Raw genomic sequence first — 24,893 nt, forward strand, 5'->3', positions numbered from 1 at the left:
CCACGGTCCCGCGTGTGCCGGTTACGGCATCGCGTGCAGGTGGGAGCCGACGGTGGAGGCGATGCCGCCGCCCGCCTTGGCGTCCCAGTTGGTCGACCAGGTCATCGCCCCGCCGATCCCGGGCCACTTGGTGTCGGGCTTGAAGCTGCCGCAGTTGGTGCCGGCGGCCAGGCAGTCCAGCGCGTTGTTGACCACGCTCGGGCTGACGTAGCCGCCGCCGGCCGCGCTGGTGGAGGCCGGGACGCCGAGGCCCACCTGGTCGGGCCGCAGCCCGCCCTTGAGCTGGATGCAGGCCAGCCCGGTGAGGAAGTTGACGGTGCCCTGGGAGTAGACCTGGCCGTCGCAGCCCAGCATGGCGCCGGAGTTGTAGTACTGCATGTTGACGATGGTGAGGATGTCCTTCACGTTCAGCGCCAGCTTGAAGTACTCCATGCCGGTGGACTGCATGTCGATGGTCTGCGGCGCCATGGTGAGCGTGAAGCCCGAGCCCGCCTTGGCCGCCAGGGTGTGCAGCGCCTGGCCCATGTAGGTGGAGTTGATGCCGTTCTCCAGGTCGATGTCGACGCCGTCGAAGCCGTAGGTCTGCATCAGGGACCAGGCGCTGTTGGCGAAGCTGGCGGCCGAGGTGGAGCTGTTGACCGAGACGGTGCCCTTCTCGCCGCCGACCGAGAGGATCACCTTCTTGCCGGCCGCCTTCTTGGCCGCGATGTCGGCCTTGAACTGGGCGTCGGTGTAGCCGCCGAGCCGGGAGGAGAGCGTCGGGTCCAGGGTGAAGCTCAGGCCCCCGGGCGTGGAGGTGGCGTCGGCGAAGGAGACCGCGATGATGTCGTACGCGGCCGGGACGTCGCTGATCCGCTGCACGGTGGCGCCGTTGTCGAAGTTCTGCCAGTAGCCGGTCAGCAGGTGCTTGGACGGCGGCCGGGGCGTGGTGGCGGTGGGGGAGGGCGTGGTGGTGTCGGTGGGCGACGGGCTGCCGGGGTCGGTCGGGGTCGGCGTGGTCGCGGTCGGGGAGGGCTTGGGGTCGCCCGGGCCCAGCAGCGAGACGTCGTCGGCCAGGAAGGCCGGCTGCCCGTACCAGCCGTGCAGGTAGACGGTGACGCTGGTGGTGCTCGCCCCGGTGGTGAAGGTGGTGCTGAGCTTGGACCAGGCGCTGCCGCCGGGCGTCCAGGTGCTCGGGTCGGTGCCGCCGGTGCCGCGGGCGCCGAGGTAGACGTACGAGCCCTGGACCCAGCTGCTCAGGGTGTAGGTCGAGGACGGCTTGACGGTGACCGTCTGGGTGCATTCGCCGGTGTCGCCGCCGGCCGGGGTGGAGCGCAGCGCGCCGGTGCCGGAGTGGACCGTGCCGGTCTCCGGCGTGCCGGCCGTACAGGTCCAGCCGTTGAGGCGGTTGGCGTCCTCGAAGCCGCCGTTGGTGATGAGTTCGACGTCGGTGGCGGCGTGGGCGCCGGTGCCGCCGGCGAGGACCAGGCCGCTCAGGCCGATCGCGACGGCACTGGCGCCGGCGAGCATCGAGTGGACGGCGCGCGGGCGCCGCTGTCGTGCAGGTGGCATGACTCCATCTCCTGTGGGGGAGGCCGGCGGCTCCCGTGGGGGAGAGCCGTCCGGGTGTCGATGGGTACGCGTGCGGGAGCTACCGACAACTCAAGTCCCTGTCGGGATAGGAGACTTGCCCTCACAAAATGGAGTAGACCAATTCTGCTGTCAAGAGGGCCCTGTCCGGGCGGGCCGTTCAGGCGGCCGTCGGCAGCGCGCCGGCGGGCGCCCCGGCCTGCCCGGCGGCCGGGCCGGCGGTCAGATCGGCGGTCAGATCGGCGATCCGGGCGGAGGCCAGGCCGTCGCCGTAGGGGCTCGGGGTGGCCGCGAGCCGGGCGAGCCGCTCGGGGGTGTCGGCCAGCCAGGTCCGGGCGTGCTCGCCGAGTTCGGCGCCGGGTGCCACCAGCGCGGCGAAGCCGGCCTCGACGGCCTCGGGCCGCTCGGTGGAGCGGCGCACCACCAGCAGTGGGCGGCCGAGCACGGTGCACTCCTCCTGCACCCCGCCGGAGTCGGAGACCAGCAGCGCGGCGTGCCGGGCCAGGCCCAGGAAGTCGGCGTAGCCGACCGGCCCGGTCACCGCGAGCCGCTCCAGCAGGCCCTCCAGGCCGAAGCGCTCGACGGCGGCCCGGGTGCGCGGGTGCATCGGGAACAGCACCGGGGTGCCGGCCCGGGCGATCCGGTCGAGTTCGGCGAGGACGGCGCCGAGCGCCTCGGCCGTGTCGGTGTTCTCCGGCCGGTGCACGGTGGCCAGCACGTAGCCGTCCGCGGCGAGGCCGTGCCCGGCGAGCAGGGCGGCCCGGGCGGCGGTGTCCGGCAGCGAGCTGCGGACCACCTCGACGACGGTGTTGCCGGTGAGCGCGATCCGCTCCTCGGCGAGGGACTCGGCGCGCAGGTTGGCGGCGTTGTCCGGGGTGGCGGCGCACAGCAGGTCGGCGACGTGGTCGACCATCACCCGGTTGTGCTCCTCGGGCATCGCCCGGTCGAAGCTGCGCAGCCCCGCCTCGACGTGCACCAGCGGGATGTCCCGGGCGTTGGCGGCGAGCGCGCCGGCCAGGGTGGCGTTGGTGTCGCCCTGGACGACGACGGCGGCCGGGCGGTGCTCGGCGAAGGCGGCGTCGAGCTGGCCGAGCGACTGGGCGATCTGGCCGGCCCGGGGGCGGCCGCCGACGCCGGTGAGCAGTTCGGGGCTCGGCAGGCCGAGGTCGCGCAGGAAGCGGCCGGACATCGCCTCGTCCCAGTGCTGGCCGGTGTGGACCAGGCGGGTGGCCGGGCCGAGCTCGTGGATCAGCGGGGCGAGCTTGACCAGTTCGGGGCGGGTGCCGAGGACGACGGCGACACTGCCGGGGGCGAGCGGGCGGCGGGCGGCGGGCTTCGGGGTCGGGCACGCGGTCATGGCGGAACGGCTCCGGGGGTCGGGGCGGTCGGGAGGCGAAGGAGGAGCGGGGGTTCAGGACTCGAGCGCGGTGGGGTCGCCGAGGGCGACCTTCTCGGCGTTGCGCCGGGTCTTGGCCCAGCCGTTGCGGCCGAGCAGCAGGCGTACGGCGGCCCGGGTGGCGACCACGAACAGGTGGTAGGCGTAGAGCCAGACCAGGACGCCCCAGAGCAGGCCGGTGAGCCGGCGGCGGTCGGGGTGGACGAGCCGGCGGTAGGCCGGGCCCCAGAAGACCATCGGCAGGGTGGCGAGCACGAAGGCGAGCACCATCCACGGGCCGTACCGCAGCTGGAAGTCGGCGGTCTCCTCGGGGAAGAGCGCCAGCCCCGCCCCGGTGATCGCCAGCGACAGCGGGGTGAGGACGACCAGCAGGACGCAGACCACCGGCTGGAGGAAGGTGTAGAGCACCTCGGCCTTGCCGGCGGGCCGGTAGTGCCGCGAGCGCAGCACCCGGCCGGTGTAGCGCAGGCACTGCATGTTGCCCTGGGCCCAGCGGGTGCGCTGGGTGAGGAAGCGCCGCCAGGAGACCAGGGCCTCCTGGGAGACGTTGGCCTCGGTGACATGGGTGAGCCGCCAGCCGGCCAGGCGCAGGTCGAGGCCGGACTCGTAGTCCTCCAGCAGGGCGCGCTCGGGCCAGGGGCGGCCGGCGCGGCCCTCCTCGGCGGTCAGCGAGTCCAGGGCGGTGAGCCGGACGAACTGGCCGTTGCCGCCGAGGCCGACGCTGCCGGTGCGGCGGCGCAGCAGCTGCATGCCGGCGTTGTTGGCCTGGAACTCGACGTCCTGCATCCGCACCAGGGCGCGGGCCACCGCGTTGGCGGTCCGGCCGCGGCCGGGCAGCGGCCGTTCGTCGTCGGCGTTGCGCATCCGCACGCCGATCTGCACGGCGCCGGTGTCGGGGCGGCCCATCGCGCGGTCGTTGCAGACCTGTTCGAGGGTGCCGGGGTCGAGCCGCCCGTCGGCGTCGACCACGCCGAGGACCACCCGGGAGCGGTCGGTGCCGGGCGGCAGCCAGGCGGAGATCTCCCGGTAGGCGGCGTTCAGCGCGGCGCCCTTGCCGATCCGGGCGTGCGGGCGGCGGCGCTGCACCAGGTGGACGCGCGGGTCGCGTTCGGCGGCGGCGAGCACCAGGGCGCGGGTGCCGTCGTCGCTGTCGTCGTCGATCACCCACAGGTGGGCGGCGGGGGCGACGGCCCGCAGGCCGGCGAGGGTCTGGGTGATCACCGCCTCCTCGTCCCGGCAGGGGATCACCAGGTGCCACCGGAAGGCGGCGGGGTCGCCGGGCCCGGCCGGGCTGCTGTGCCGGAAGGCGTGGCGGGAGCCGGCCCAGTAGACGAGGAAGCGGCCGAAGACGAGGACCATGTAGCAGAGCAGGGCCAGCGAGATCAGCCCGCCGAGCTGGAGGAACCCCTCGCGGCGCATCTCGACGAACTGGCGCAGGGCGTCGGGCATGGCGAGCTGCTCCTCATGATCGAAGGTGTTTTGTCTCCTTGGGGTGCGAATCAATGCTTCATTGCGGTCTGATGTCGCTAAATCGATAGTAAACAGAGGAAACTGTTCAACTCGGGCAAAGTGGTGGTTCTCACCCCGTGAGGAGCGTCGGCCCCCGCTCCGTAGACTGTGGTCGTGAGCGACAAGGCCGACCCGAACCCGTACACCCTCCGCCCCGCCGACGGCGGTACCGGCGACGCCCTGCGCGACGTCGAGGTGGAACTCTCCGAGCGCTGGCCGGAGAACAAGCTGGAGCCCTCGCTCGACCGGATCGAGGCCCTGATGGACATCCTGGGCCAGCCCCAGCGGTCCTTCCCCTCCATCCACGTCACCGGTACCAACGGCAAGACCTCCACCGCCCGGATGATCGAGCAGCTGCTCGGCACCTTCGAGCTGCGCACCGGCCGCTACACCAGCCCGCACGTGGAGAGCGTCACCGAGCGGATCACCCTGGACGGCGCCCCGATCACCCCCGAGCGGTTCGTCGAGGTCTACCGCGACATCGAGCCCTACGTGCGGATGGTCGACGAGCGCGAGCCGGTCGCCATGTCCTTCTTCGAGGTGCTCACCGGCATGGCCTACGCGGCCTTTGCCGACGCGCCGGTGGACGTCGCCGTGGTCGAGGTCGGCATGGGCGGCTCCTGGGACGCCACCAACGTCATCGACGCGACCGTCGCGGTGATCACCCCGATCGGCCTGGACCACACCGACAAGCTGGGGGAGACCACCGGCGAGATCGCCGTCGAGAAGTCCGGGATCATCAAGCCCGGCTCCGTCGCCGTTGTCGCCCAGCAGCAGCTCGACGCCGCCCAGACCATCCTGCGGCGCGCCGTGGAGGTCGACGCCACGGTCGCCCGCGAGGGCCTGGAGTTCGGCGTCATCCGCCGCGAACTCGCGGTCGGCGGCCAGCTGGTGACCCTGCGCGGGCTCGGCGGCGAGGAGTACGAGGACGTCTTCCTGCCGCTGCACGGCGAGTACCAGGCGCACAACGCGGCCCTCGCCCTGGCCGCCGTCGAGGCGTTCTTCGGTGTCGGCGGCGCCCGCGGCGGCAAGCTCGACACCGACAAGGTCCGCCAGGCGTTCTCCGGTGTCAGCTCCCCGGGCCGCCTGGAGGTCGTCCGGCGCAGCCCCACCATCGTCCTGGACGCCGCCCACAACCCGCACGGCGCCCGGGCCACCGTCGCCGCGCTCACCGAGTCCTTCGGCTTCACCCGCCTGGTCGGCGTCATCGGCACCAGCGGCGACAAGGACGTGGCCGGCCTCCTGGAGGCCTTCGAGCCGCTGCTCGCCGAGGTCGTCGTCACCCGCAACTCCACCCACCGTGCGATGGACGTGGACGAGCTGGCCGCGCTCGCGGTCGAGGTCTTCGGCGAGGACCGCGTCCAGGTCGAGCCCCGGCTCGACGACGCCATCGCCGCCGCCGTCACCCTGGCCGAGGAGGAGGGCGACCTCGGCGGCGCCGGGGTGCTGGTCACCGGTTCGGTCATCACGGTGGGCGAGGCCCGCCTGCTGCTCGGGAGGAAGTGACGATGAGGACGCTCTGCTCCTCGACGCTGATCGGCGAGGCCCTCGTGGTGCTGTTCGCGGCGCTGGTCGCGATGCAGCTCTCCGACGTCTCCACCGGGGCGCTGTGGACCGTCAGCGGCATCGCCATGGCGCTGTGCCTGCTGCTCTGCGGCATGATCAACCGCCCCGGCGCGGTCGCCGTCGGCTGGGCCCTGCAGCTCGCGCTGATCGCCAGCGGCTTCGTCGTGCCGACCATGTTCGGGCTCGGCGTGGTCTTCGCCGGACTGTGGTGGTGCTCGGTGCACTACGGCCGCAAGATCGACGAGATCAAGGCCGCCCGGGCCGCCGCAGCGGCCGTCTGAGGCGGCCCCGGACCGGGTCCGGCGCGTTCGCTCACGCAAGGTAACCTCTGCGGTAGTCGCACGGCGCACGCGGATCGGCGCGTGCGCGTCGAACCGCGTGCGTGCCGAACCCCTTCCTCCAGGAGACGCCCCGTGTCCCAGCGCACTCTCGTCCTGCTCAAGCCCGACGCCGTCAAGCGCGGCCTGGCCGGCGAGATCATCAGCCGCATCGAGCGCAAGGCCGGCTGGCGGCTCGCCGCCGTCGAGCTGCGCACCTTCGACCGGGCGACGCTGGAGCACCACTACGCGGAGCACGTCGGCCGCCCGTTCTACGAGCCGCTGCTGGAGTTCATGACCTCCGGCCCGTCCATCGCCCTGATCGTCGAGGGCGAGGAGGTCGTCCCCGGCATCCGCATGCTGGCCGGCGCCACCAACCCGCTGGAGGCCGGTGCCGGCACCATCCGCGGCGACTACGCGACGATCACCCGCGAGAACCTCATCCACGCCTCCGACTCGGTCGAGTCCGCCGAGCGCGAGATCAAGATCTTCTTCCCCGCCCACGCCTGACCCGACCGGCGCGGCGATCATTCGGGCCCTTCGGAAGGCCCCGGTCGGGACTATTGGCCCGGCCGGGGCATTCTTATCGGGAAATAGGGAACCAGGCCCTCCGACACGGCGTCCCAATGCCCGGAGAAGCGATCACGCCCCGGACAATGGACGGCATGCCCCACCTCGACGTCAGTGCCGACCGGCGTGACTACGATGGACGCGACTCAAGGGCCCGGTAAGGCAGCTCAGCTGGTCGCCGCCCACGCGTGGGCGCGCACACCGTCCACCCCACATGACTCCGAGCCCGGGAAAGGCACCCCACCCCATGGCGAGCAACCTGTCGTTCATCGGCCGCGACTTGGCGATCGACCTCGGAACTGCCAACACGCTGGTGTACGTCAGGGGCAAGGGCATCGTCCTCAACGAGCCGTCGGTGGTCGCGGTCAACACCAACACCGGGGGCATCCTCGCCGTCGGCTCCGAGGCCAAGAAGATGATCGGCCGCACCCCCGGCAACATCGTCGCCATCCGCCCGCTCAAGGACGGTGTCATCGCCGACTTCGAGATCACCGAGCGGATGCTGCGCTACTTCATCCTCAAGGTGCACCGCCGCCGCTTCCTCGCCCGCCCCCGGGTCGTCGTCTGCGTCCCCTCCGGCATCACCGGCGTCGAGCGCCGCGCCGTCATCGAGGCCTCCCTGCAGGCCGGCTGCCGCCAGGTGCACATCATCGAGGAACCGATGGCCGCCGCCATCGGCGCCGGGCTGCCCGTCCACGAGCCCACCGGCAACATGGTCGTCGACATCGGCGGCGGCACCACCGAGGTCGCCGTCATCTCGCTCGGCGGCATCGTCACCGCGCAGTCCATCCGGGTCGCCGGCGACGAGCTGGACAACGCCATCGTCCAGCACATCAAGAAGGAGTACTCGCTGCTCCTCGGCGAGCGCAGCGCCGAACAGATCAAGATGAGCATCGGCTCCGCCTTCGGCCTGGAGGGCGAGAAGGACGAGCACGCCGAGATCCGCGGCCGCGACCTGGTCAGCGGCCTGCCCAAGACCGTCGTCATCTCCGCCGCCGAGGTCCGCGAGGCCATCGACGAGCCGGTCAACTCGATCATCGACGCGGTCAAGACCACCCTCGACCAGTGCCCGCCCGAGCTGGCCGGCGACGTCATGGACCGGGGCATCGTGCTCACCGGCGGCGGCGCCCTGCTCCGCGGCATGGACGAGCGGCTGCGCCGGGAGACCGGCATGCCGATCCACATCGCGGAGAACCCGCTGGACTCCGTCGCACTCGGCTCCGGCAAGTGCGTCGAGGAGTTCGAGGCGCTCCAGCAGGTACTCGACGCCGCGCCGCGCCGCTAGCAGAACCGACACCACAGCCGAACTGACGGGCCCCCGCCCGGGTCCACAGCCCGGTCCGGCGGCCAGGGGTACGAAGGGGCAGTACCAGCACCGTGAGGGACACACGAGAGAGCCGGCTGCTGCTGATCCTGCTGGTGGCCGTCGCCTTCGCACTGATCACCGTCGACATCAAGGGCGGTGAGAGCTCCCCGCTCGGCGGCGCCCGGCGCGCGGCGGCCGCCGTCCTCGGCCCGGTCGAACGCGGCGCCGCCACCGCCGTCGACCCGGTCGCCGACACCGTCCGGGCCTTCCGCGACGCCGCCTCGCACAGCGGCCGCACCGACCAGCTCGCCCGCGAGAACACCGACCTGCGGCAGAAGCTCGCCTCCTCCGACATGGCCGGCGGGCGCACCAAGCAGCTCGACGACCTGCTGCGCACCGCGGGCGCCGGCGGATACACCGTCAAGGCCGCCCAGACCATCGCGATCGGCCCGGCGCAGGGCTTCTCCTGGACCATCACCATCGACGCCGGCAGCGACGACGGCCTCACCCGCGACATGACCGTCATCAACGGCCAGGGCCTGGTCGGCCGGATCACCACCGTCGCCCCGACCACCTCCACCGTGCTGCTCGCCTCCGACCCCGGCTTCACCGCCGGCACCCGGCTGGAGGGCAGCGGCGAGATCGGCTTCGCCGCCGGCGGCGGCACCAGCGCCATGAAGGTCTCGCTGCTCAACGGCAAGGCCCAGGTCAAGGAGGGCGACCGGCTGGTCACCTTCGGCTCGCAGAGCGGCCGCCCGTTCGTGCCCGGCGTCCCGGTCGGCAAGGTCGTCCAGGTCGAGGCCAACCCCGGACAGCTCACCAAGACCGTCCTGGTCGAGCCCTTCGTCCAGTTCACCCGGCTCGACCTGGTCGGCGTGGTCGTCGTCCCGCCGCGCACCGACCCGCGCGACGCCGTCCTGCCGCCCGCCCCCGCGCCCGCCGCCCAGGGCCAGGCCGCGCCGGCGGCGCCCGCCGGGCCGGCCGTGCCCCTGGTGCCCGCCGCCCCGGCCGCCCTCCCGCCCGCCAAGCCCACTGGGGGGAACTGAGCCATGCGCCTCGCCCGCATCCCCGTCTCCGCCGTCCTGATCCTGCTCGGCCTGCTGCTCCAGGTCAGCGTCTTCGGCCGGCTGCAACTGCCCGGGGCCACCCCCGACGTGCTGCTGCTCGTCGTGGTCGGCCTCGCCCTCGTCTACGGGCCGACCGGCGGCTGCCTGGTCGGCTTCGCGGCCGGCCTGCTCGCCGACCTCGCCCCGCCCTCCGACCACGCCATCGGCCGCTACGCGCTGGTGCTCTGCCTGATGGGCTACGCCGCCGGACTGCTGCGCCCCGAGCACGGGCGCCAGCGCTCGGTCCTCAGCGCGCTGCTGGTGGTGGGCGGCGCCGCGATCGCCTCCACCCTGCTGTACGCGATGGTCGGCGCGCTGGTCGGCGACACCGCCGCCCGGCACGTCGGGCTCGGCCAGCTGGTGGTCACCGCGCTGATCTACGACCTGTTGCTCGCCCCCTTCGTGGTGCCCGCCGTGATGCTGATCGCCCGCCGGTTCGGCAAGGACCCGCTGGCCGTCGCCGACGACGACGAGGGCGGCCCCGGCCTCGGCAGCCTGGCCCGCTACCGCACCACCCGTGACACCACGGGCGGCGCGTCCTTCAAGAAGAAGCGCCTGCTGGGCGCGGGAAAGCGCCCGTAGCCCCGGTGCCGACCCGGCCCGACCAGCCCGCCCGCCCCCGTTCTGTTTTTGGAGCGCACGAGACGTGAGCAACATCCCCGAGACCGGCCGTACCCGGCGGGTGACGATCCGTCTGGTGGTGCTGCAGATCCTGGTGCTCTCGCTGCTCGCCACCCTCGGCGGACGGCTGTGGTACCTGCAGATCCGCAACGCCAGCGTCTACACCGCCAAGGCGACCGGCAACCACATCCGCGAGGTCGTCGAACCGGCCGTGCGCGGCGAGATCCTGGACGCCTCCGGGCGGATCCTCGCGGGCAACGAGACCAAGCTGGTCGTCTCGGTCAGCCGCACCTCGCTGCTCCAGCAGAAGGACGCCGGCAAGGCGGTGCTGACCCGGCTCGCCGAGGTGCTCGGGATGCCCGCCAAGGACGTCCAGGAGAAGGTCCGGCTCTGCGACGCCAAGACCCCGCAGCCCTGCTGGAACGGCTCGCCCTACCAGCCGATCCCGGTCACCAAGGAGGCGACCACCCAGCAGGCGATGCAGATAATGGAGCGCCGGGAGGACTTCCCCGGGGTCACCGCCCAGCCCACCGCCGTGCGCCACTACACCGGCGCCGAGGGCGCGAACCTCGCCCAGGTGCTCGGCTACCTCTCGCCGGTCACCGACGAGGAGGTCTCGAAGACCGCCGACCAGGCCGGCCTGGACCGCTACCTGCCGGCCGACCAGATCGGCCGCGCCGGGCTGGAGTCCGTCTACGACCGCGACCTGCGCGGCACCGCCGGCATCACCAAGCTGGAGGTGGACAACCTCGGCCGGGTGATCGGCACCGCCGACCAGGCCGCCCCGCAGACCGGCAACAACCTGGTGACCAGCATCGACGCCCGGGTGCAGAAGGTCGTCGAGGACAACCTGGCGCAGGCCATGGCCGACGCCCGCAAGACCTTCGACAAGGTCACCAACCGCAACTACGAGGCCGACTCCGGCGCCGCCGTCGTGATGGACGTGCACACCGGGCGGATCGTCGCGATGGCCAGCGCCCCCACCTACGACCCCAACCTGTGGCAGGGCGGCATCAGCGGCAAGGACTACCAGGCGCTGACCAGCAAGGAGTCCAACTTCCCGCTGCTCAACCGGGCCATACAGGGTCAGTCGGCCCCCGGCTCGACGTTCAAGGTCATCTCCACCACCGCCGCCGTCCAGGCCGGCTACTCGCTCGACGGCCGCTACGACTGCCCGAAGAGCCTGACCATCGGCGGGCGCGAGTTCAAGAACTTCGAGAGCGAGAACTTCGGCCCGATCTCCCTGGAGCGGGCCCTGGAGGTCTCCTGCGACACCGTCTTCTACGGCCTGGCGTACGACCAGTGGATGAAGGACGGCGGCATCAAGCCGAAGAAGGACCCGGGCGACTGGTTCTTCAAGACCGCCCACCAGTTCGGCCTCGGAGCCAAGACCGGCATCGACCTGCCGAGCGAGGTCACCGGCCGGGTGCCGGACCGGCAGTGGAAGCAGTCCTTCTACGACAACAACAAGGACGCCTGGTGCAAGCAGGCGGAGAAGGGCGGCAACAGCTTCTCCGACCAGATCGCCCGGGAGAACTGCGTCGACGGCTACCAGATGCGCGCGGGTGACGCCGTCAACTTCGCGATCGGCCAGGGCGACACCCTGGTCACCCCGATCCAGATGGCCCGGATCTACGCGGCGCTCGCCAACGGCGGCACCTTCTACCGGCCGACGGTCGCCAAGGCCGTGATAAGCCCGAGCGGGGAGCTCGTCCGCGAGATCGCCCCGCACGAGGACGGCCGGCTGCCCGGCGACCAGAAGCTGCTCGGCTACATCGACCAGGCCACCGCGGGCGTCATCACCAACGGCACCGCCGCCTGGAAGTTCACCGGCGCGGGCTGGCCGCAGGGCAAGATCGAGCTGCACGCCAAGACCGGCACCGCCGAGGTCGAGGGCAAGCAGACCACTTCCTGGCTGACCACCTACAGCCGCGACTACGCGGTCGTGATGACGATAAGCCAGGGCGGCACCGGCTCCGGTGGCTCCGGCGACGCGATCCGGCGGATCTACCAGTCGCTGTACGGCGTCGACGACAAGGGCAACGTCGACCAGGGCAAGGCGCTGCTGCCCACGCCGCAGGCCGAGCTGCCGAAGTTCAACCCGGACGGCACCGCGATCGTCAAGCCGGCCTCGTTCGGCGCGGACGGCGCCGGGCTCGGCGACCCCGGGGTGAGCGGCGACTCGCCGCGGGTCTTCCTGGACCCGGCGCAGTCCGGCGGCGCCGCCCCGGTGCTCGTCGCGGCCGAGGCCGCCGTCGAACCCACCCGCTCCACCGGAAGGGGCCGGGCATGACCTCCTACGGCTCGTACCGCCAGCTGCGGCTCGCCCCGCAGCGCGGCGGGGTGCCCAAGTCGCTGGCCAAGGACTCCCCGCTGTGGCGGATCGACTGGATACTGCTGCTGGCCGCGGTGGTCCTCTCGCTGGGCAGCTCGCTGCTGGTCTGGTCGGCGACCCGGGGGCGCGACTCGCTGACCCACGGCGACCCGCAGTACTTCCTGTTCCGGCACCTGACCAACGTCCTGATCGGGGCGGTGCTGTGCGCGGTGGTGATAGCGATAGGGAGCCGGCGGTTCCGCACCCTCGTGCCGTTCCTGTACGCCGGCGTGATCCTGCTGCTGCTGGCCACGCTCAGCCCGCTCGGCTCGACCATCAACGGCCAGCACTCCTGGATCCAGCTGGGCGGCGGCTTCTCGGTGCAGCCGGCCGAGTTCGCCAAGCTGGCGATCGTGCTGTCGATGGCGATCGTGATGTCCGACCAGGTGGACGCGGGGGAGCGGGAGTTCCCGGCCGACAAGGCGGTGTTCCGCGCGCTGGTCTGGGCGACGCTGCCGATGGCCATAGTGATGCTGATGCCGGACGCCGGCTCGGTGATGGTGATGGCCGTCATCGTGCTGGGCATCCTGCTGGCCTCCGGCGCGGCCAACCGCTGGGTGCTCGGGCTGATGCTGGCCGGTGTCGGCGGATGTGTGGCGATCTGGAAGCTCGGGGTGCTGAGCAAGTACCAGATCGACCGCTTCGCCGCCTTCGCCAACCCGGCGCTCGACCCGTCCGGCGTCGGCTACAACACCGCGCAGGCCCGGATCGCGATCGGCTCCGGCGGGCTGACCGGCAAGGGCCTGTTCCACGGGACGCAGACCACCGGGCAGTTCGTGCCGGAGCAGCAGACCGACTTCGTGTTCACGGTGGCCGGCGAGGAGCTGGGCTTCCTCGGCGCGATGGCGATCATCGTGCTGCTCGGCGTGGTGCTGTGGCGGGCCTGCCGGATCGCCCGGCACGCCACCGACCTGTACGGCACCATCGTGGCGGCCGGGGTGGTCGCCTGGTTCGCCTTCCAGGGCTTCGAGAACATAGGGATGTGCCTGGGCATCATGCCGGTGGCCGGCATCCCGCTGCCGTTCGTCTCCTACGGAGGCTCGTCGATGTTCTCGACCTGGGTGGCGATCGGGTTGCTGCAGGCGGTGCAGAGCCAGCGGCCGATAGCGGCCTGAGAAGGCCGGTGCGGCGGGGCCGGTCCGGGGTGTTCCCCCGGGCCGGCCCTTTCTGTCGTCCGGGGGCTACCAGCTGTCCCAGTGGGTGATCCGGGCGGTGTCCACCCGCGGGCCGGGGCGGAAGTCGGTGCCCAGGGTGTGGGCGAGCGGGACCAGCGCGGTCTGGGCGACCGTCTCGTAGGGGATGCCGAGCAGCTCGGCGGCCTCGCGCTCGTAGTGCAGGTGCGGGGTGGTCCAGGCGGTGCCGAGGCCGCGGGAGCGGGCGGCGAGCATGAACTGCCAGACGGCCGGGAGGATCGAGCCCCAGGCGTTGGCCTGGCCGGTGTGGCCGGCCAGTTCGTGCCGGCTCTCGATCCGGACGCACGGCACCACCAGGACCGGGACCTCGTGCAGGTGGTCGAAGAGGTGCTGGGCGCTCACCGCCAGCCGCAGCCGGCGGGCGGTGTCCTCGGTGGTGCGGTCCAGGCCGGTGCGGGCGACGCGGTCGCGGGGGTGGGTCAGGCCGAGCCGGTAGAGGCCGGCCAGGGCGGCCCGCCGGGCCGGGTCGGTGACCACCACGAAGTCCCAGCGCTGGCGGTTGCGGCCGGTGGGGGCCTGGGTGGCGAGGGCCAGGCACTCCTCGACCAGGGCCCGGTCGACCGGGCGGGTGAGGTCGAGGCGGCGGCGCACCGCCCGGGTGGTGGTGAGGAGCTGGTCGGTGGTCAGATCGAGCTGTGGCACGGCCGGTGGCCTCCGGGATCGGTGGGCCGGCCGCGGGGCGGGGCCTCAGTCGGCCGGCGGGACGTCGAGGAGCTTGCGGGTGAGGCGGACCAGCGTCGCGCGCTCGTCCGGGGAGAGGGCGGCGAAGGCGTGGTCCAGGACGGGCGCCATGGCGCGGTCGGCCTCGGCCAGGGCGGCGCTGCCGTCCGGGGTGAGGGTGACGGCGTAGGCGCGGCGGTCGCGGGGGTGGCGCTCGCGGCGGACCAGGCCGGCGCCCTCCAGGGCGTCGACGCAGCCGACCATGACGCTGCGGTCGATCCGCAGCTGCTCGCTCAGCTCCTGCTGGGAGCAGCTGCCGACGGCGGCGAGCATCTTGAGCACCAGGTGCTGGGGGACCGTCAGGGGGCCCCCGGAGAGCCGCTCGTCGATGGAGCGGGCGACCGCGGTGGTGGCCCGGCAGAGCGCGACGTCCGGGCGGTCCAGGGTGAGCGCGGCGAAGTAGCGCCGCCGCTCGCCGCCGTCGTCCGCCCGGCTGGGCGAGGCGAGGCGGGCGGGCCGGGGGGCGGTGGCCATCGGGGCTCCTTCGGTGGTGGACGGCCAGCATAACGCTCCCCGGAGATTGTTTGACGGTAGATGATTTCTGCCGATACGTTTCGGTGAGCATACGTGATTGAAGGTCAGATTGTTGGCCGGAAGACGGATTTGCCGGTGGACGGATGCGCCGGCGGAGGGGTCCGCCGGCGGACGGACGGGGGTGGGCGATGACCGGGACCGGAGCCGCGGGGGAGCCGCGGGTGCGATGGTTCGACCCGGCGGACGAACGGCTCGGCTGGGACGGCGTCTGCGGCTTCGAGCGGGCCGGCGGGACGGTGCTGCCGCTGCGGATGCCGCAGGAGCGGATCGCCACCACGCTCAGCGAGGACTTCGGCCGGCTCGCCGCGCTCCCGGCCGGCGCCCGCTTCGCCGTGCGCACCGACGCGGCCCGGCTGCTCCTGGACGTGGACGCGGAGGCGGGCGGGGCGCCGCTGGACGTGCTCGCCGACGGCGTGCTCGTCCACCGCCGCCGCCCCGGGCCCGGCCGGGAACGGATCGACATCGCCCTGCCCGGCGTCCCGGCCGAGGTCGAGGTGTGGCTGCCGCACCTGTCCCGCACCCGCCTCGCCGCCGTCGGCCTGTCCGGCCACCGGCTGCTGGCGCCGGTCCGGCGCGCCGGACCGCGCTGGGCCGCCTACGGCAGCTCGCTGACGCACGCCATGTTCCCGCACGGGCCCTCCGAGAGCTGGACCGCGCTGCTCGCGCGCCGCCGCGGCTGGCGGCTGCGCAACCTCGGGTTCGCCGGGCAGGCCTATCTGGACCCGTTGGTCGCCCGGGTCCTGCGGGACACCCCCGCCGAGCTGATCACCCTGGAGATCGGCACCAACGCCTATCTCAAGTCAGCCTTCACCGCGCGCAGTTGGGGTCCAGCGGTGGGCGGATTCGTCGAGACCGTCCGGGACGGGCACCCGGACACCCCGATCGCCGTGATCGCGGCCCTGCCGTCGGCGCCGCGCGAACACGTCCGCAACGCCGCCGGGTTGACGCTGGCCGACGTGCGCGAGCTGACCGGCGCGGCCGTGCGGGTGCTGCAACGGCTCGGCGACCGGCGGCTGCACCTGGTGGACGGCCGCGACGTACTGCCGCTCGCCGAGGCGGACGGGTTGTACGCCGACGGCCTGCACCCGACGCCGGCCGGCGAGCACCGGCTGGCCGGACTGGTCGAACCGTTCCTGCTGCCGCTGCTCGGCGACTGACCTGGGCGCGGCGGCCGGGGGCGCCGCTCGCCGCCGTCAGCCGGGCGGCAGCAGGAGGTCGGCGGCGGCGAACACCGCCCGGGTCTGGTGGGCGACCTGGGTCTCCACCGGCACCCAGCGGGCGCCCAGCCGCTGCAGGCCCTCCAGGCTCGCCGAGACGACCCCCCGGGCGCGCGCCCGGGCCGCGTCCGCCGCCGGGCCGCCGCAGTCCGCGAGCAGCCGCAGCAGCATCGAGGCGATCCGCAGCGGCACCCGCTCGGCCGCGATCCGCGCCGCGGTCACCCGGGACACCGACAGCGGCGCCGACGACCAGTGGGTGATCCAGTCGTCCACCACCGGCCGGCAGACCGCCAGATTGAACTCCACGGCGCGCAGCAGCGGGCCGTACGCCACCCCGGCGTGCGGCGGCACCAGCGGCAGCAGGGCGGTCAGCTCCCCGACCCGGCCGGCCAGCCGGTCGGCGCAGGCCCCGACGGCGGCGCGCACGTCCGGCGCCGGGCGGGCGTCGCCGACCGCGTCGATCGCCCACATCGGTGCCTCCAGCACCGCCGTGATGCCGCCGTACCGGCCCGCGTACGACCAGGTGGACAGCTCCGGGCGGTCCGGCAGCGGCTGCCGGCGCCGGCCCGGCGCCGGCATCACATAGGTGCCGGGGGCCGGGCTGTCCCAGCCGACCGCGTCGTAGGAGTCGACGTCCAGCGGGATGCCGCCGCGCGCCACCGAGCGGGCGAAGCGGTCGGCCAGGGCCGGCAGCGGCCGGGTGAGCTGCACGAACGCGCCGCCGAAATCCACGCCGTGCAGCGAGCACTGGAGCACCGGGCGCAGCTCGTCGATCAGCCCGGTCAGCACCCTGCTCTCCGGCATCGGCGCCAGCGGGCCGTCCGGGTGCGGCAGCAGCTCCGGCTGCTCGTGGAAGGCCGGGCGGAAGAAGTGCTCGTAGTGCCGGGCCGCGGTCAGCGGGCCGTGCAGCCAGCCCTCGTTGAGCGCGGCGCCGTCCGGGTCCAGGCAGAGCAGGACGTGCCAGCCGACCCCCGGGCGCGGCGGAAGCTCCAGCACCCGCTCGGCCAGCCCGACGGCGGCGGCCAGGCCCACCGGCTCGTTCGGGTGCGGCCCGCCGACGGCCAGCACCGTGTGCTCGCCGCCGTCCACCGAGAGCAGCACCAGCGGGCGCCCCGCCCGGGAGCGGCCCACCTCGCGGACCCGGCAGCGCCCCGGGTGGCGGCGGGCCAGCCGGCGGGCCGCGGCGATCGCGCGCGCCACCGTCGGATAGGTCCCGGTGTCGAGGTGCGGGGCTTGGATCCGGCGCGTCCGCCGGCCCGTGTCGGTCATGGCTCTCCTGTCCTCGGGGGCGGGCGGGGCGGCACGGTCGGGCGCCCGGCGCGGGGTCGGGGGCCTCGGCCGGGAGCGCGGCGCGAGGTCGCACCGGGCCCTCCCGGCGCGGCCGGTGCGCGCGCGGCCAACTCCCTCGTCCCGGGGGCGCACAGGACCTTCCGGTGGAGCCTTGCCAGTACCGCACGTGCCCGCGGAACGTGTCAACAGTCGTCGGGCACCCGCGGTGGGGCCGCGGTGGGCCCGCGGTCGGACGCCGGTGGGGCCGCGTTCACGTGCCGGGATCCCCGGCCGGACCGGGCCCCGGGGCCGGACCACCGCCCTCGGCCGGGCCGGGGGCCACGGCGGTTCGGCTACCCTTGAGGGTCACCCCTCCCAGCCGTCGCCCCCGCGGAGTGCGCGGCGGTCCCGAACGTCGTAAGGGTTCCTAGTACTCATGACTGTCGAATCGGTCTTCCCACGCCTGGAGGCCCTCCTCCCGCACGTCCAGAAGCCGATCCAGTACGTCGGCGGCGAGCTGAACTCGACCGTCAAGGACTGGGACGCCTGCGACGTCCGCTGGGCGCTGATGTACCCCGACGCCTACGAGGTGGGCCTGCCCAACCAGGGCGTCATGATCCTCTACGAGGTGCTCAACGAGCAGGAGGGCGTCCTCGCCGAGCGCACCTACAGCGTCTGGCCGGACCTCGAGGCGCTGATGCGCGAGCACGGCGTCCCCCAGTTCACCGTGGACGCCCACCGGCCGGTGCGCGCCTTCGACGTGTTCGGGCTCTCCTTCTCCACCGAGCTCGGCTACACCAACATGCTGGCCGCGCTCGAACTGGCCGGCATCCCGTTGGCCGCCGCCGACCGGACCGACGAGGACCCGGTCGTGCTGGCCGGCGGCCACGCCGCGTTCAACCCCGAGCCGATCGCGGACTTCATCGACTGCGCGGTGATCGGTGACGGCGAGCAGGCCGTGCTCGACATCACCAAGATCGTCCGGCAGTGGAAGGCCGAGGGACGCCCGGGCGGGCGCGACGAGCTGCTGCTGCGGCTGGCCCGCACCGGCGGCGTGTACGTCCCGAAGTTCTACGACGTCGAGTACCTGGCCGACGGCCGGATCGGGCGCGTCGTGCCGAACGCCCCTGGCGTGCCGTGGCGGGTCTCCAAGCACACCGTGATGGACCTCGACGAGTGGCCCTACCCGAAGCAGCCGCTCGTCCCGCTCGCCGAGACCGTCCACGAGCGGATGTCCGTGGAGATCTTCCGCGGCTGCACCCGCGGCTGCCGCTTCTGCCAGGCCGGCATGATCACGCGCCCCGTGCGGGAGCGAAGCATCACCGGCATCGGCGACATGGTCGAGCGCGGGCTCAAGGCGACCGGCTTCGAGGAGGTCGGCCTGCTGTCGCTGTCCTCCGCGGACCACACCGAGATCGCCGACGTCGCCAAGGGCCTGGCCGACCGCTACGCCGAGGACAAGATCGGCCTGTCGCTGCCGTCCACCCGCGTCGACGCCTTCAACATCGACCTCGCCAACGAGCTCAGCCGCAACGGCCGCCGCTCCGGCCTCACCTTCGCCCCCGAGGGCGGCAGTGAGCGCATGCGCAAGGTGATCAACAAGATGGTGTCGGAGGAGGACCTCATCCGCACCGTCGCCACCGCCTACGGCAACGGCTGGCGCCAGGTGAAGCTGTACTTCATGTGCGGCCTGCCCACCGAGACCGACGAGGACGTGCTCCAGATCGGCGAGATGGCGAAGAACGTCATCCAGAAGGGCCGCGAGGTCACCGGCCAGAACGACATCCGCTGCACCGTCTCCATCGGCGGGTTCGTGCCCAAGCCGCACACCCCGTTCCAGTGGGCCCCGCAGCTGTCCGCCGAGGCCACCGACGCCCGGCTGGCCAAGCTGCGCGACTCGATCCGCGGCGACCGCAAGTACGGCAAGAACATCGGCTACCGCTACCACGACGGCAAGCCCGGCATCGTGGAGGGCCTGCTCTCCCGCGGCGACCGCCGGGTCGGCGCGATCATCCGCGCGGTCTACGAGGACGGCGGCCGCTTCGACGGCTGGCGCGAGCACTTCTCGTACGACCGCTGGATGGCGAGCGCCGAGAAGGGCCTGGCCGGCACCGGCGTCGACGTCGACTGGTACACCACCCGCGAGCGCGGTTACGAGGAGGTCCTGCCCTGGGACCACCTGGACAGCGGACTCGACAAGGACTGGCTCTGGGAGGACTGGCAGGACGCCCTGGAGGAGGTCGAGGTCGACGACTGCCGCTGGACCCCGTGCTTCGACTGCGGCGTCTGCCCGCAGATGGACACCCACATCCAGATCGGCCCCACCGGCAAGAAGCTGCTCCCGCTCACCGTGGTGAACAAGTGATCGACTTGTGACCGGTGCGTGATCACGAACGGGTGGGCGCGCCCCGCGAGTGCCCCGGCGGACCCGTCCGCCGGGGCACTCGCGCGTCCCGCGCCGCCTGCCCGGAGGGCCGCCGCGAGCAGGGGCGGGGCGAGGGGTGGGTCGGGGCGCGTACCCTTTGAGGTGACAGCGTCCGGACAGTGGCGGGAAAACGCCGCCGCTGTGGACGGGGACAACTGACGAAGGACTGAGCGACCTGGCACGCCGTACGCCCGACGGTCCGCCGCCCGCGCCGACGGTGCAGCGGATCCGTCTCCGCTACACCAAGCGCGGCCGGCTCCGCTTCACCAGCCACCGCGACTTCCAGCGCGCCTTCGAGCGCGCCCTGCGCCGGTCGGCGGTGCCGATGGCCTACTCGGCCGGCTTCACCCCGCACCCCAAGGTGTCCTACGCCAACGCCGCGCCGACCGGCGTGGCCAGCGAGGCGGAATACCTGGAGATCGGGCTCGCCGCCCCCCGCGACCCGGAGGAGCTGCGCGTCCAACTGGACGAGTCGCTGCCCGGGGGCCTCGACGTGATCGACGCGGTCGAGGTGCGCACGCCCAACTTCGTGGAGCGCCTGGAGGCCTCCGAATGGCAGGTCCGGCTCGACGGCGTCGAGCCGCAGGAGGCGGGCCGCGCGATCGCGCTGTTCCTCGCCGAGGAGCGGGTCGAGGTCGAACGCCTCACCAAGAACGGTGTCCGGGTCTTCGACGCGCGCGGCGCGGTGGCGGCTCTCGAACTCCTCCCGCCGCAGGTCGTCGACGGTGCGGACACGGCGGGTGAAGAGGCCCGCGATGTTCGGACCGGGCGTCCCTGTGCGATACTGCGCCTGGTAGTACGACACGCCACACCCGCCGTACGACCCGACGACGTGTTGTCCGGTCTCCGTGCGACGGCCGACCTGGCGCCGCCGGTCCCCGCAGAGGTGACCAGGCTGGCGCAGGGGCCGCTCGACGAGGGGACCGGCACGGTGACCGACCCGTTGGCGCTCGACCGCGCCGCGGCCCCGGCCGGCCCTGTGGCCACCGGCGAGCCGCGCGCAACCGCGTCCGCCTAGCGGGCGGAGGCCGGGTCCAGTTCCCCACTGGGCCCGCTGGTCCTCCAGGCCCCCGCGGCTCCCCAGGGGAGCGAGCGTCGTCGAAGCACAGGCCGGCCTCTTGCGGCCCGCCGACCCCGAGGGTCGGTGGGCCCGAGGACCCCGTCCGGGAGCCACCCGGGGTTGGGGAACGGCGCAGCTTGGGAAAACCTCAGAAGACTGGTCAGACCAGAAGACTTTCGACACCCCGCCGAGTGCGGGGCGCCGAGCGAGACTACGAGCCCCTGTGCGGCCTCGCGTCCGCGCGGCGGCACCGTGAAAGGGTCCGGCCCGAGCATCGTCGCGATGCCGGCCGGCCACCGGTGCCGTGCCGTGCCCGGATGCGGAGCCCGGGGGCCTGACGGGAGATCCACCCGCATGCTCGAGAACACCGATCCGCAGCAGTCTGCGGCAACGGAACAGAACGACACCGCCGCGTCCGGCGGCGAGAGCGCGTCCGCCGCGCCTCCGCGCCGGCGCCGCCGCGCGGTGTCCCGCCCGGCCGGTGCGCCGCAGGGCGCGGCCGCGGAGACCGCCGAGACGGTCATCGCCGCCGAGGAGCCGGTGCCGGCCGCCGCCGAGCCCGAGACCGCCGCCGCCGAGCCGGTCGCGGAGAAGCCGGTGCGCGCCCGCCGCACCCGCAAGCGCGCCGAGGCGCCCGCCGGTGCGCCCGAGGCCACCGCCATCGTGGTCACCGCGCCGGACGCCGACGGGACGTCGGCCGCCGCCGAGCCCGAGGCACCGAAGACGGCCGAGAAGGCCGACAAGACGGAGAAGGCCGACAAGACGGAGAAGGCGGAGAAGGCGGAGAAGCCCGTGCGGGCCCGCCGGACCCGCAAGAAGGCCGAGGCCGCGCCGGTCGAGGAGCCGGTGCAGGCCGTCGCCGAGCCCGAGCCCGTCGTCGAGCCGGTCGCCGCCGAGCCGGTGGCCGTCGAGGCGCCCGTCGAGGAGGCCCCGGCCGCCCCCGCGCGCCGTACCCGCCGCCGTCGGGTGGTCGAGGCCGCCCCGGTGGTCGAGCCCGCGCCCGTCGTCGAGGAGCCCGAGGCCGAGGAGGCCCCGGCCGAGGAGCCGGTCGTCGAGACGCCCGCCGTCGAGCAGCCCGCGCCCGCGCCGGCCGCCGAGGCCGAGCCGCCGCACCGGGTGCGCCGCCGCGCCGTCCGTCCGTCCACCGCGATCTTCCAGGCGCCGGTCTTCCAGGAGCCCGCCCCCTACGTCGCCCCGTCCGCGCCGGCCGCCCCGCAGCCGGCCGCCGCCGAGGCGCCCGCCGCGCCGGTGGAGCGCGAGGAGCGCGAGGAGCGCGCGGAGGAGGACGAGTTCGAGTACAGCGGCGTCGGCCGCCGCCGCCGCGTCCGCACCTCGGTGCGGGTGCAGACCCCGGCGCGCTCGAAGTCCGCCAGGGGTGCCGCGAAGTCCGCCGCGGAGAAGCCGGTCGTCGAGAAGCCGGCCGTCGAGAAGCCCGTCGTCGACAAGCCGGTGGTCGAGGAGCCGCCCGCCGAGGCGCCCGCCGCCGTCGAGGCCCCCGTCACCGGCCCCGAGGCCGAGGACGAGTGGGAGGACGGCCGTCCCTCGCGCCGCCGTCGCCGGGGCGGCCGCCGCCGCCGTCGTGGCGAGGCCGAGGAGACCGAGGCCGAGGCGCCCGAGACGGAGCAGCCCACCGCCGAGGAGCCGGCCGACGAGGACGACGAGGACGACGACCTGGCCGCCGGCCTGTCCTCCTCGCGCCGCCGTCGCCGCCGTCGCCGCCGCAGCGGTGAGGCCGGCGCCGTCGAGACCGCCGAGACCACCGAGGACGGCGTCCGCACGGTGGTGAAGGTGCGAGAGCCGCGCCGCCGCTCCACCGAGCCCTCCTTCGACCCGGACGAGGTGCAGTCCATCAAGGGCTCCACCCGCCTGGAGGCCAAGAAGCAGCGCCGCCGCGAGGGCCGCGAGCTGGGCCGCCGCCGGGTGCCGATCATCACGGAGGCCGAGTTCCTGGCCCGCCGGGAGTCGGTCGAGCGCGTCATGGTGGTGCGCCAGAACGGGCAGCGGACCCAGATCGGCGTCCTGGAGGACGGCGTGCTCGTCGAGCACTACGTCAACAAGGAGCAGGCCACCTCGTACGTCGGCAACGTCTACCTGGGCAAGGTCCAGAACGTGCTGCCGTCCATGGAGGCCGCCTTCGTCGACATCGGCAAGGGCCGCAACGCGGTGCTGTACGCCGGCGAGGTCAACTTCGGCGCGCTCGGCGGCCACGGCGGCCCGCGCCGGATCGAGTCGGTGCTGAAGTCCGGCCAGTCCGTGCTGGTGCAGGTCTCCAAGGACCCGATCGGCCACAAGGGCGCCCGCCTGACCAGCCAGATCTCGCTGCCCGGCCGCTACCTGGTCTACGTGCCCGAGGGCTCGATGACCGGCATCTCCCGCAAGCTGCCGGAGAACGAGCGCGCCCGCCTGAAGCAGATCCTCAAGAAGATCGTCCCGGACGACGCGGGCGTCATCGTGCGCACCGCCGCCGAGGGCGCCTCCGAGGAGGAGCTGACCCGCGACGTCCAGCGGCTGCAGCAGCAGTGGGAGGACATCCAGAAGAAGGCCGCGTCGGGCAACGCCCCGGCGCTGCTCTACGGCGAGCCGGACATGACGGTCCGGGTCGTGCGCGACATCTTCAACGAGGACTTCACCAAGGTCATCGTCTCCGGCAACGAGGCGTGGAACACCATCCACGACTACGTCTCCAACGTGGCCCCGGACCTCGCCGAGCGGCTCCAGCGCTGGACCTCCGAGGTGGACGTGTTCGCCACCTACCGGATCGACGAGCAGCTGATGAAGGCGCTGGACCGCAAGGTCTGGCTGCCCAGCGGCGGTTCGCTGGTGATCGACCGCACCGAGGCGATGGTCGTCATCGACGTCAACACCGGGAAGTTCGTCGGCCAGGGCGGCAACCTGGAGGAGACGGTCACCCGGAACAACATCGAGGCGGCCGAGGAGATCGTGCGCCAGCTGCGGCTGCGCGACCTCGGCGGCATCATCGTGATCGACTTCATCGACATGGTCCTGGAGTCCAACCGCGACCTGGTGCTGCGCCGCCTGCTGGAGTGCCTGGGCCGGGACCGGACCAAGCACCAGGTGGCCGAGGTCACCTCGCTGGGCCTGGTGCAGATGACCCGCAAGCGGGTCGGCCAGGGGCTGCTGGAGTCCTTCTCCGAGCCCTGCGTGCACTGCAACGGCCGCGGTGTGATCGTCCACATGGAGCAGCCGAGCGCCCATGTGCACGCCGGTGGCGGCGCGGCCGCCGTCGAGGCGGGCACGGGTGGCGGCAAGCGCCGGCGCCGGGGCAAGGGCGGCGCGGCCCACGAGGAGCCGCAGGTCGTCGAGGCCGTGGAGGCCGTGGAGGCCGTCGAGCCGGCGGAGGTCGTCGAGACCGCCCCCGAGGCGCCGGTCCGCGAGGAGATCGAGGGCCAGCTGGCGATCGAGGTGCCGGGCGTCGAGGAGGCGCCGGCCGAGGTCGAGGTCGAGGCCGCGGTCGCCGAGGTCGTCGAGGCTCCGGCCGCCCCGGCTCCCGCCACCACGCCCGGTGGGCGGCCCCGCCGCCGGGCGGTGCGCAAGGCCACGGCCCCGGCCGGTGCGCCGGGCGAGGCGGAGATCGTGGTGCTGCAGGCCAAGGCCGAGGCGGCGCTGGAGTCGGCCCTCGCGGCCGCCGACGCCGCCGCGTCGGCCCCGGCCGAGCCGGTCGTCGCCGAGGCGGTGGCCGAGCCGGTCGTCGCGGAGGCCGTCACCGAGCCGGCCGCCGAGGCCGCCGCCGAGCCGGCCGCGGCCGAGGAGCCCGCCGAGGAGGCCCCGGCGCCCAAGAAGCGGGCGGCCCGCAAGACCGCCGCGAAGAAGACCACCGCCGCCAAGAAGACGACGACGGCGGCGAAGAAGACCACCGCCCGCAAGACCGCCACCAAGCGGACGAGCGCGGCGGCCAAGAAGGCGGCGGCCGCCGAGGGTGATACGGCGGCCGAGTAGTGCCCGGTCCGGGGCGGACCCCCTCCGCCCCGGACCCGTACGGGCCGGTTTGCCCCCGCGGCGGCCGGTCCGTATTCTTGACCACTGGCGTGTCTACGCCATGCTTCCGAGCACATCACCTCCCGGGTCTCGCAAGAGTCCTGCGGGAGAGGTCCCCTGTGTCCGTACCCAGGTGGCTGGCATC

Annotated in this window: 18 protein-coding genes; 12 read left to right on the forward strand and 6 right to left on the reverse strand. The window is 73.5% G+C overall.

The window, feature by feature from the left end:
- Nucleotides 1-21 precede the first annotated feature (21 nt).
- From ACFVVU_RS34640 to ACFVVU_RS34650, 3 genes are all read right to left on the reverse strand, one after another.
- The gene (locus ACFVVU_RS34640; RefSeq protein ID WP_387793911.1) at nucleotides 22-1,551 is read right to left on the reverse strand and encodes a chitinase; all 1,530 of its coding nucleotides are present in this window, start codon (nucleotides 1,549-1,551) and stop codon (nucleotides 22-24) included.
- A gap of 178 nt (nucleotides 1,552-1,729) precedes the next feature.
- A complete protein-coding gene (gene wecB, locus ACFVVU_RS34645) occupies nucleotides 1,730-2,926 on the reverse strand; it encodes a non-hydrolyzing UDP-N-acetylglucosamine 2-epimerase (protein ID WP_387793912.1) in 1,197 nt (398 codons plus the stop codon).
- A gap of 54 nt (nucleotides 2,927-2,980) precedes the next feature.
- Entirely contained in the window at nucleotides 2,981-4,414 is a 1,434-nt protein-coding gene (locus tag ACFVVU_RS34650) for a glycosyltransferase (RefSeq protein ID WP_387793913.1), read from the reverse strand.
- A 174-nt stretch (nucleotides 4,415-4,588) separates the two neighbouring features.
- Between ACFVVU_RS34650 and ACFVVU_RS34655 the strand changes: the two genes are divergently transcribed.
- The 8 genes from ACFVVU_RS34655 (at nucleotide 4,589) to rodA (ending at nucleotide 13,449) form a co-directional block, all read left to right on the forward strand.
- Nucleotides 4,589-5,980, forward strand: a complete 1,392-nt coding sequence (locus ACFVVU_RS34655) for a bifunctional folylpolyglutamate synthase/dihydrofolate synthase (RefSeq protein WP_380682907.1) — start codon at nucleotides 4,589-4,591, stop codon at nucleotides 5,978-5,980.
- A gap of 2 nt (nucleotides 5,981-5,982) precedes the next feature.
- A complete protein-coding gene (locus tag ACFVVU_RS34660) occupies nucleotides 5,983-6,321 on the forward strand; it encodes a DUF4233 domain-containing protein (protein WP_355372308.1) in 339 nt (112 codons plus the stop codon).
- Between the two features lie 132 nt (nucleotides 6,322-6,453).
- Nucleotides 6,454-6,867: a nucleoside-diphosphate kinase gene (gene ndk, locus ACFVVU_RS34665; protein ID WP_380682906.1), complete on the forward strand. Its 414-nt coding sequence runs from the start codon at nucleotides 6,454-6,456 to the stop codon at nucleotides 6,865-6,867.
- A 319-nt stretch (nucleotides 6,868-7,186) separates the two neighbouring features.
- On the forward strand, nucleotides 7,187-8,212 hold the full coding sequence (locus ACFVVU_RS34670; protein WP_355372351.1) for a rod shape-determining protein: 1,026 nt from the start codon (nucleotides 7,187-7,189) through the stop codon (nucleotides 8,210-8,212).
- Nucleotides 8,213-8,304: 92 nt separating this feature from the next.
- On the forward strand, nucleotides 8,305-9,279 hold the full coding sequence (mreC, locus tag ACFVVU_RS34675; protein WP_380682905.1) for a rod shape-determining protein MreC: 975 nt from the start codon (nucleotides 8,305-8,307) through the stop codon (nucleotides 9,277-9,279).
- A 3-nt stretch (nucleotides 9,280-9,282) separates the two neighbouring features.
- Nucleotides 9,283-9,921, forward strand: a complete 639-nt coding sequence (gene mreD / locus ACFVVU_RS34680; RefSeq protein WP_380682904.1) for a rod shape-determining protein MreD — start codon at nucleotides 9,283-9,285, stop codon at nucleotides 9,919-9,921.
- 64 nt (nucleotides 9,922-9,985) lie between these two features.
- Nucleotides 9,986-12,253 carry a penicillin-binding protein 2 gene (gene mrdA / locus ACFVVU_RS34685; protein WP_387793914.1) on the forward strand — a complete coding sequence of 756 codons (2,268 nt, stop codon included), beginning with the start codon at nucleotides 9,986-9,988 and terminating at the stop codon, nucleotides 12,251-12,253.
- The gene (rodA, locus tag ACFVVU_RS34690) at nucleotides 12,250-13,449 is read left to right on the forward strand and encodes a rod shape-determining protein RodA (protein ID WP_380682902.1); all 1,200 of its coding nucleotides are present in this window, start codon (nucleotides 12,250-12,252) and stop codon (nucleotides 13,447-13,449) included. The genes mrdA and rodA overlap by 4 nt, the downstream gene beginning before the upstream one ends.
- 66 nt (nucleotides 13,450-13,515) lie before the next feature.
- Here the strand turns inward: rodA and ACFVVU_RS34695 are convergent, their stop codons facing one another.
- Nucleotides 13,516-14,169 carry a nitroreductase family protein gene (locus ACFVVU_RS34695; RefSeq protein ID WP_387793915.1) on the reverse strand — a complete coding sequence of 218 codons (654 nt, stop codon included), beginning with the start codon at nucleotides 14,167-14,169 and terminating at the stop codon, nucleotides 13,516-13,518.
- Nucleotides 14,170-14,214: 45 nt separating this feature from the next.
- Nucleotides 14,215-14,721 carry a MarR family winged helix-turn-helix transcriptional regulator gene (locus ACFVVU_RS34700; protein ID WP_380682900.1) on the reverse strand — a complete coding sequence of 169 codons (507 nt, stop codon included), beginning with the start codon at nucleotides 14,719-14,721 and terminating at the stop codon, nucleotides 14,215-14,217.
- Between the two features lie 188 nt (nucleotides 14,722-14,909).
- On the opposite strand from ACFVVU_RS34700, the gene ACFVVU_RS34705 reads away from it, so the two are divergent.
- Nucleotides 14,910-15,938, forward strand: a complete 1,029-nt coding sequence (locus ACFVVU_RS34705; RefSeq protein ID WP_387793916.1) for a GDSL-type esterase/lipase family protein — start codon at nucleotides 14,910-14,912, stop codon at nucleotides 15,936-15,938.
- Between the two features lie 36 nt (nucleotides 15,939-15,974).
- Here ACFVVU_RS34705 and ACFVVU_RS34710 read toward each other — a convergent pair whose 3' ends face one another.
- Nucleotides 15,975-17,267 carry a M14 family zinc carboxypeptidase gene (locus tag ACFVVU_RS34710; protein ID WP_387793917.1) on the reverse strand — a complete coding sequence of 431 codons (1,293 nt, stop codon included), beginning with the start codon at nucleotides 17,265-17,267 and terminating at the stop codon, nucleotides 15,975-15,977.
- Between the two features lie 436 nt (nucleotides 17,268-17,703).
- Between ACFVVU_RS34710 and ACFVVU_RS34715 the strand changes: the two genes are divergently transcribed.
- The 3 genes from ACFVVU_RS34715 (at nucleotide 17,704) to ACFVVU_RS34725 (ending at nucleotide 24,709) form a co-directional block, all read left to right on the forward strand.
- Nucleotides 17,704-19,632 (forward strand): TIGR03960 family B12-binding radical SAM protein, encoded by a 1,929-nt coding sequence (locus ACFVVU_RS34715; RefSeq protein WP_380682897.1) that lies wholly within the window; start codon nucleotides 17,704-17,706, stop codon nucleotides 19,630-19,632.
- A 277-nt stretch (nucleotides 19,633-19,909) separates the two neighbouring features.
- Nucleotides 19,910-20,710 (forward strand): TIGR03936 family radical SAM-associated protein, encoded by an 801-nt coding sequence (locus ACFVVU_RS34720; protein WP_355372271.1) that lies wholly within the window; start codon nucleotides 19,910-19,912, stop codon nucleotides 20,708-20,710.
- 396 nt (nucleotides 20,711-21,106) lie between these two features.
- Entirely contained in the window at nucleotides 21,107-24,709 is a 3,603-nt protein-coding gene (locus ACFVVU_RS34725; protein WP_387793918.1) for an Rne/Rng family ribonuclease, read from the forward strand.
- Nucleotides 24,710-24,893 lie beyond the last annotated feature (184 nt).

The sequence above is a fragment of the Kitasatospora sp. NPDC057965 genome, assembly GCF_042887135.1.
Classification (GTDB): Bacteria; Actinomycetota; Actinomycetes; order Streptomycetales; family Streptomycetaceae; genus Kitasatospora.

What these genes read in the sequence shown, in the direction of transcription:
- ACFVVU_RS34640 (WP_387793911.1), bottom strand. Translation starts at nt 1,551, where the DNA reads ATGCCACCTGCACGACAGCGGCGCCCGCGCGCCGTCCACTCGATGCTC.
- wecB (WP_387793912.1), bottom strand. Translation starts at nt 2,926, where the DNA reads ATGACCGCGTGCCCGACCCCGAAGCCCGCCGCCCGCCGCCCGCTCGCC.
- ACFVVU_RS34650 (WP_387793913.1), bottom strand. Translation starts at nt 4,414, where the DNA reads ATGCCCGACGCCCTGCGCCAGTTCGTCGAGATGCGCCGCGAGGGGTTC.
- ACFVVU_RS34660 (WP_355372308.1), top strand. Translation starts at nt 5,983, where the DNA reads ATGAGGACGCTCTGCTCCTCGACGCTGATCGGCGAGGCCCTCGTGGTG.
- mreD (WP_380682904.1), top strand. Translation starts at nt 9,283, where the DNA reads ATGCGCCTCGCCCGCATCCCCGTCTCCGCCGTCCTGATCCTGCTCGGC.
- rodA (WP_380682902.1), top strand. Translation starts at nt 12,250, where the DNA reads ATGACCTCCTACGGCTCGTACCGCCAGCTGCGGCTCGCCCCGCAGCGC.
- ACFVVU_RS34700 (WP_380682900.1), bottom strand. Translation starts at nt 14,721, where the DNA reads ATGGCCACCGCCCCCCGGCCCGCCCGCCTCGCCTCGCCCAGCCGGGCG.
- ACFVVU_RS34705 (WP_387793916.1), top strand. Translation starts at nt 14,910, where the DNA reads ATGACCGGGACCGGAGCCGCGGGGGAGCCGCGGGTGCGATGGTTCGAC.
- ACFVVU_RS34710 (WP_387793917.1), bottom strand. Translation starts at nt 17,267, where the DNA reads ATGACCGACACGGGCCGGCGGACGCGCCGGATCCAAGCCCCGCACCTC.
- ACFVVU_RS34715 (WP_380682897.1), top strand. Translation starts at nt 17,704, where the DNA reads ATGACTGTCGAATCGGTCTTCCCACGCCTGGAGGCCCTCCTCCCGCAC.
- ACFVVU_RS34725 (WP_387793918.1), top strand. Translation starts at nt 21,107, where the DNA reads ATGCTCGAGAACACCGATCCGCAGCAGTCTGCGGCAACGGAACAGAAC.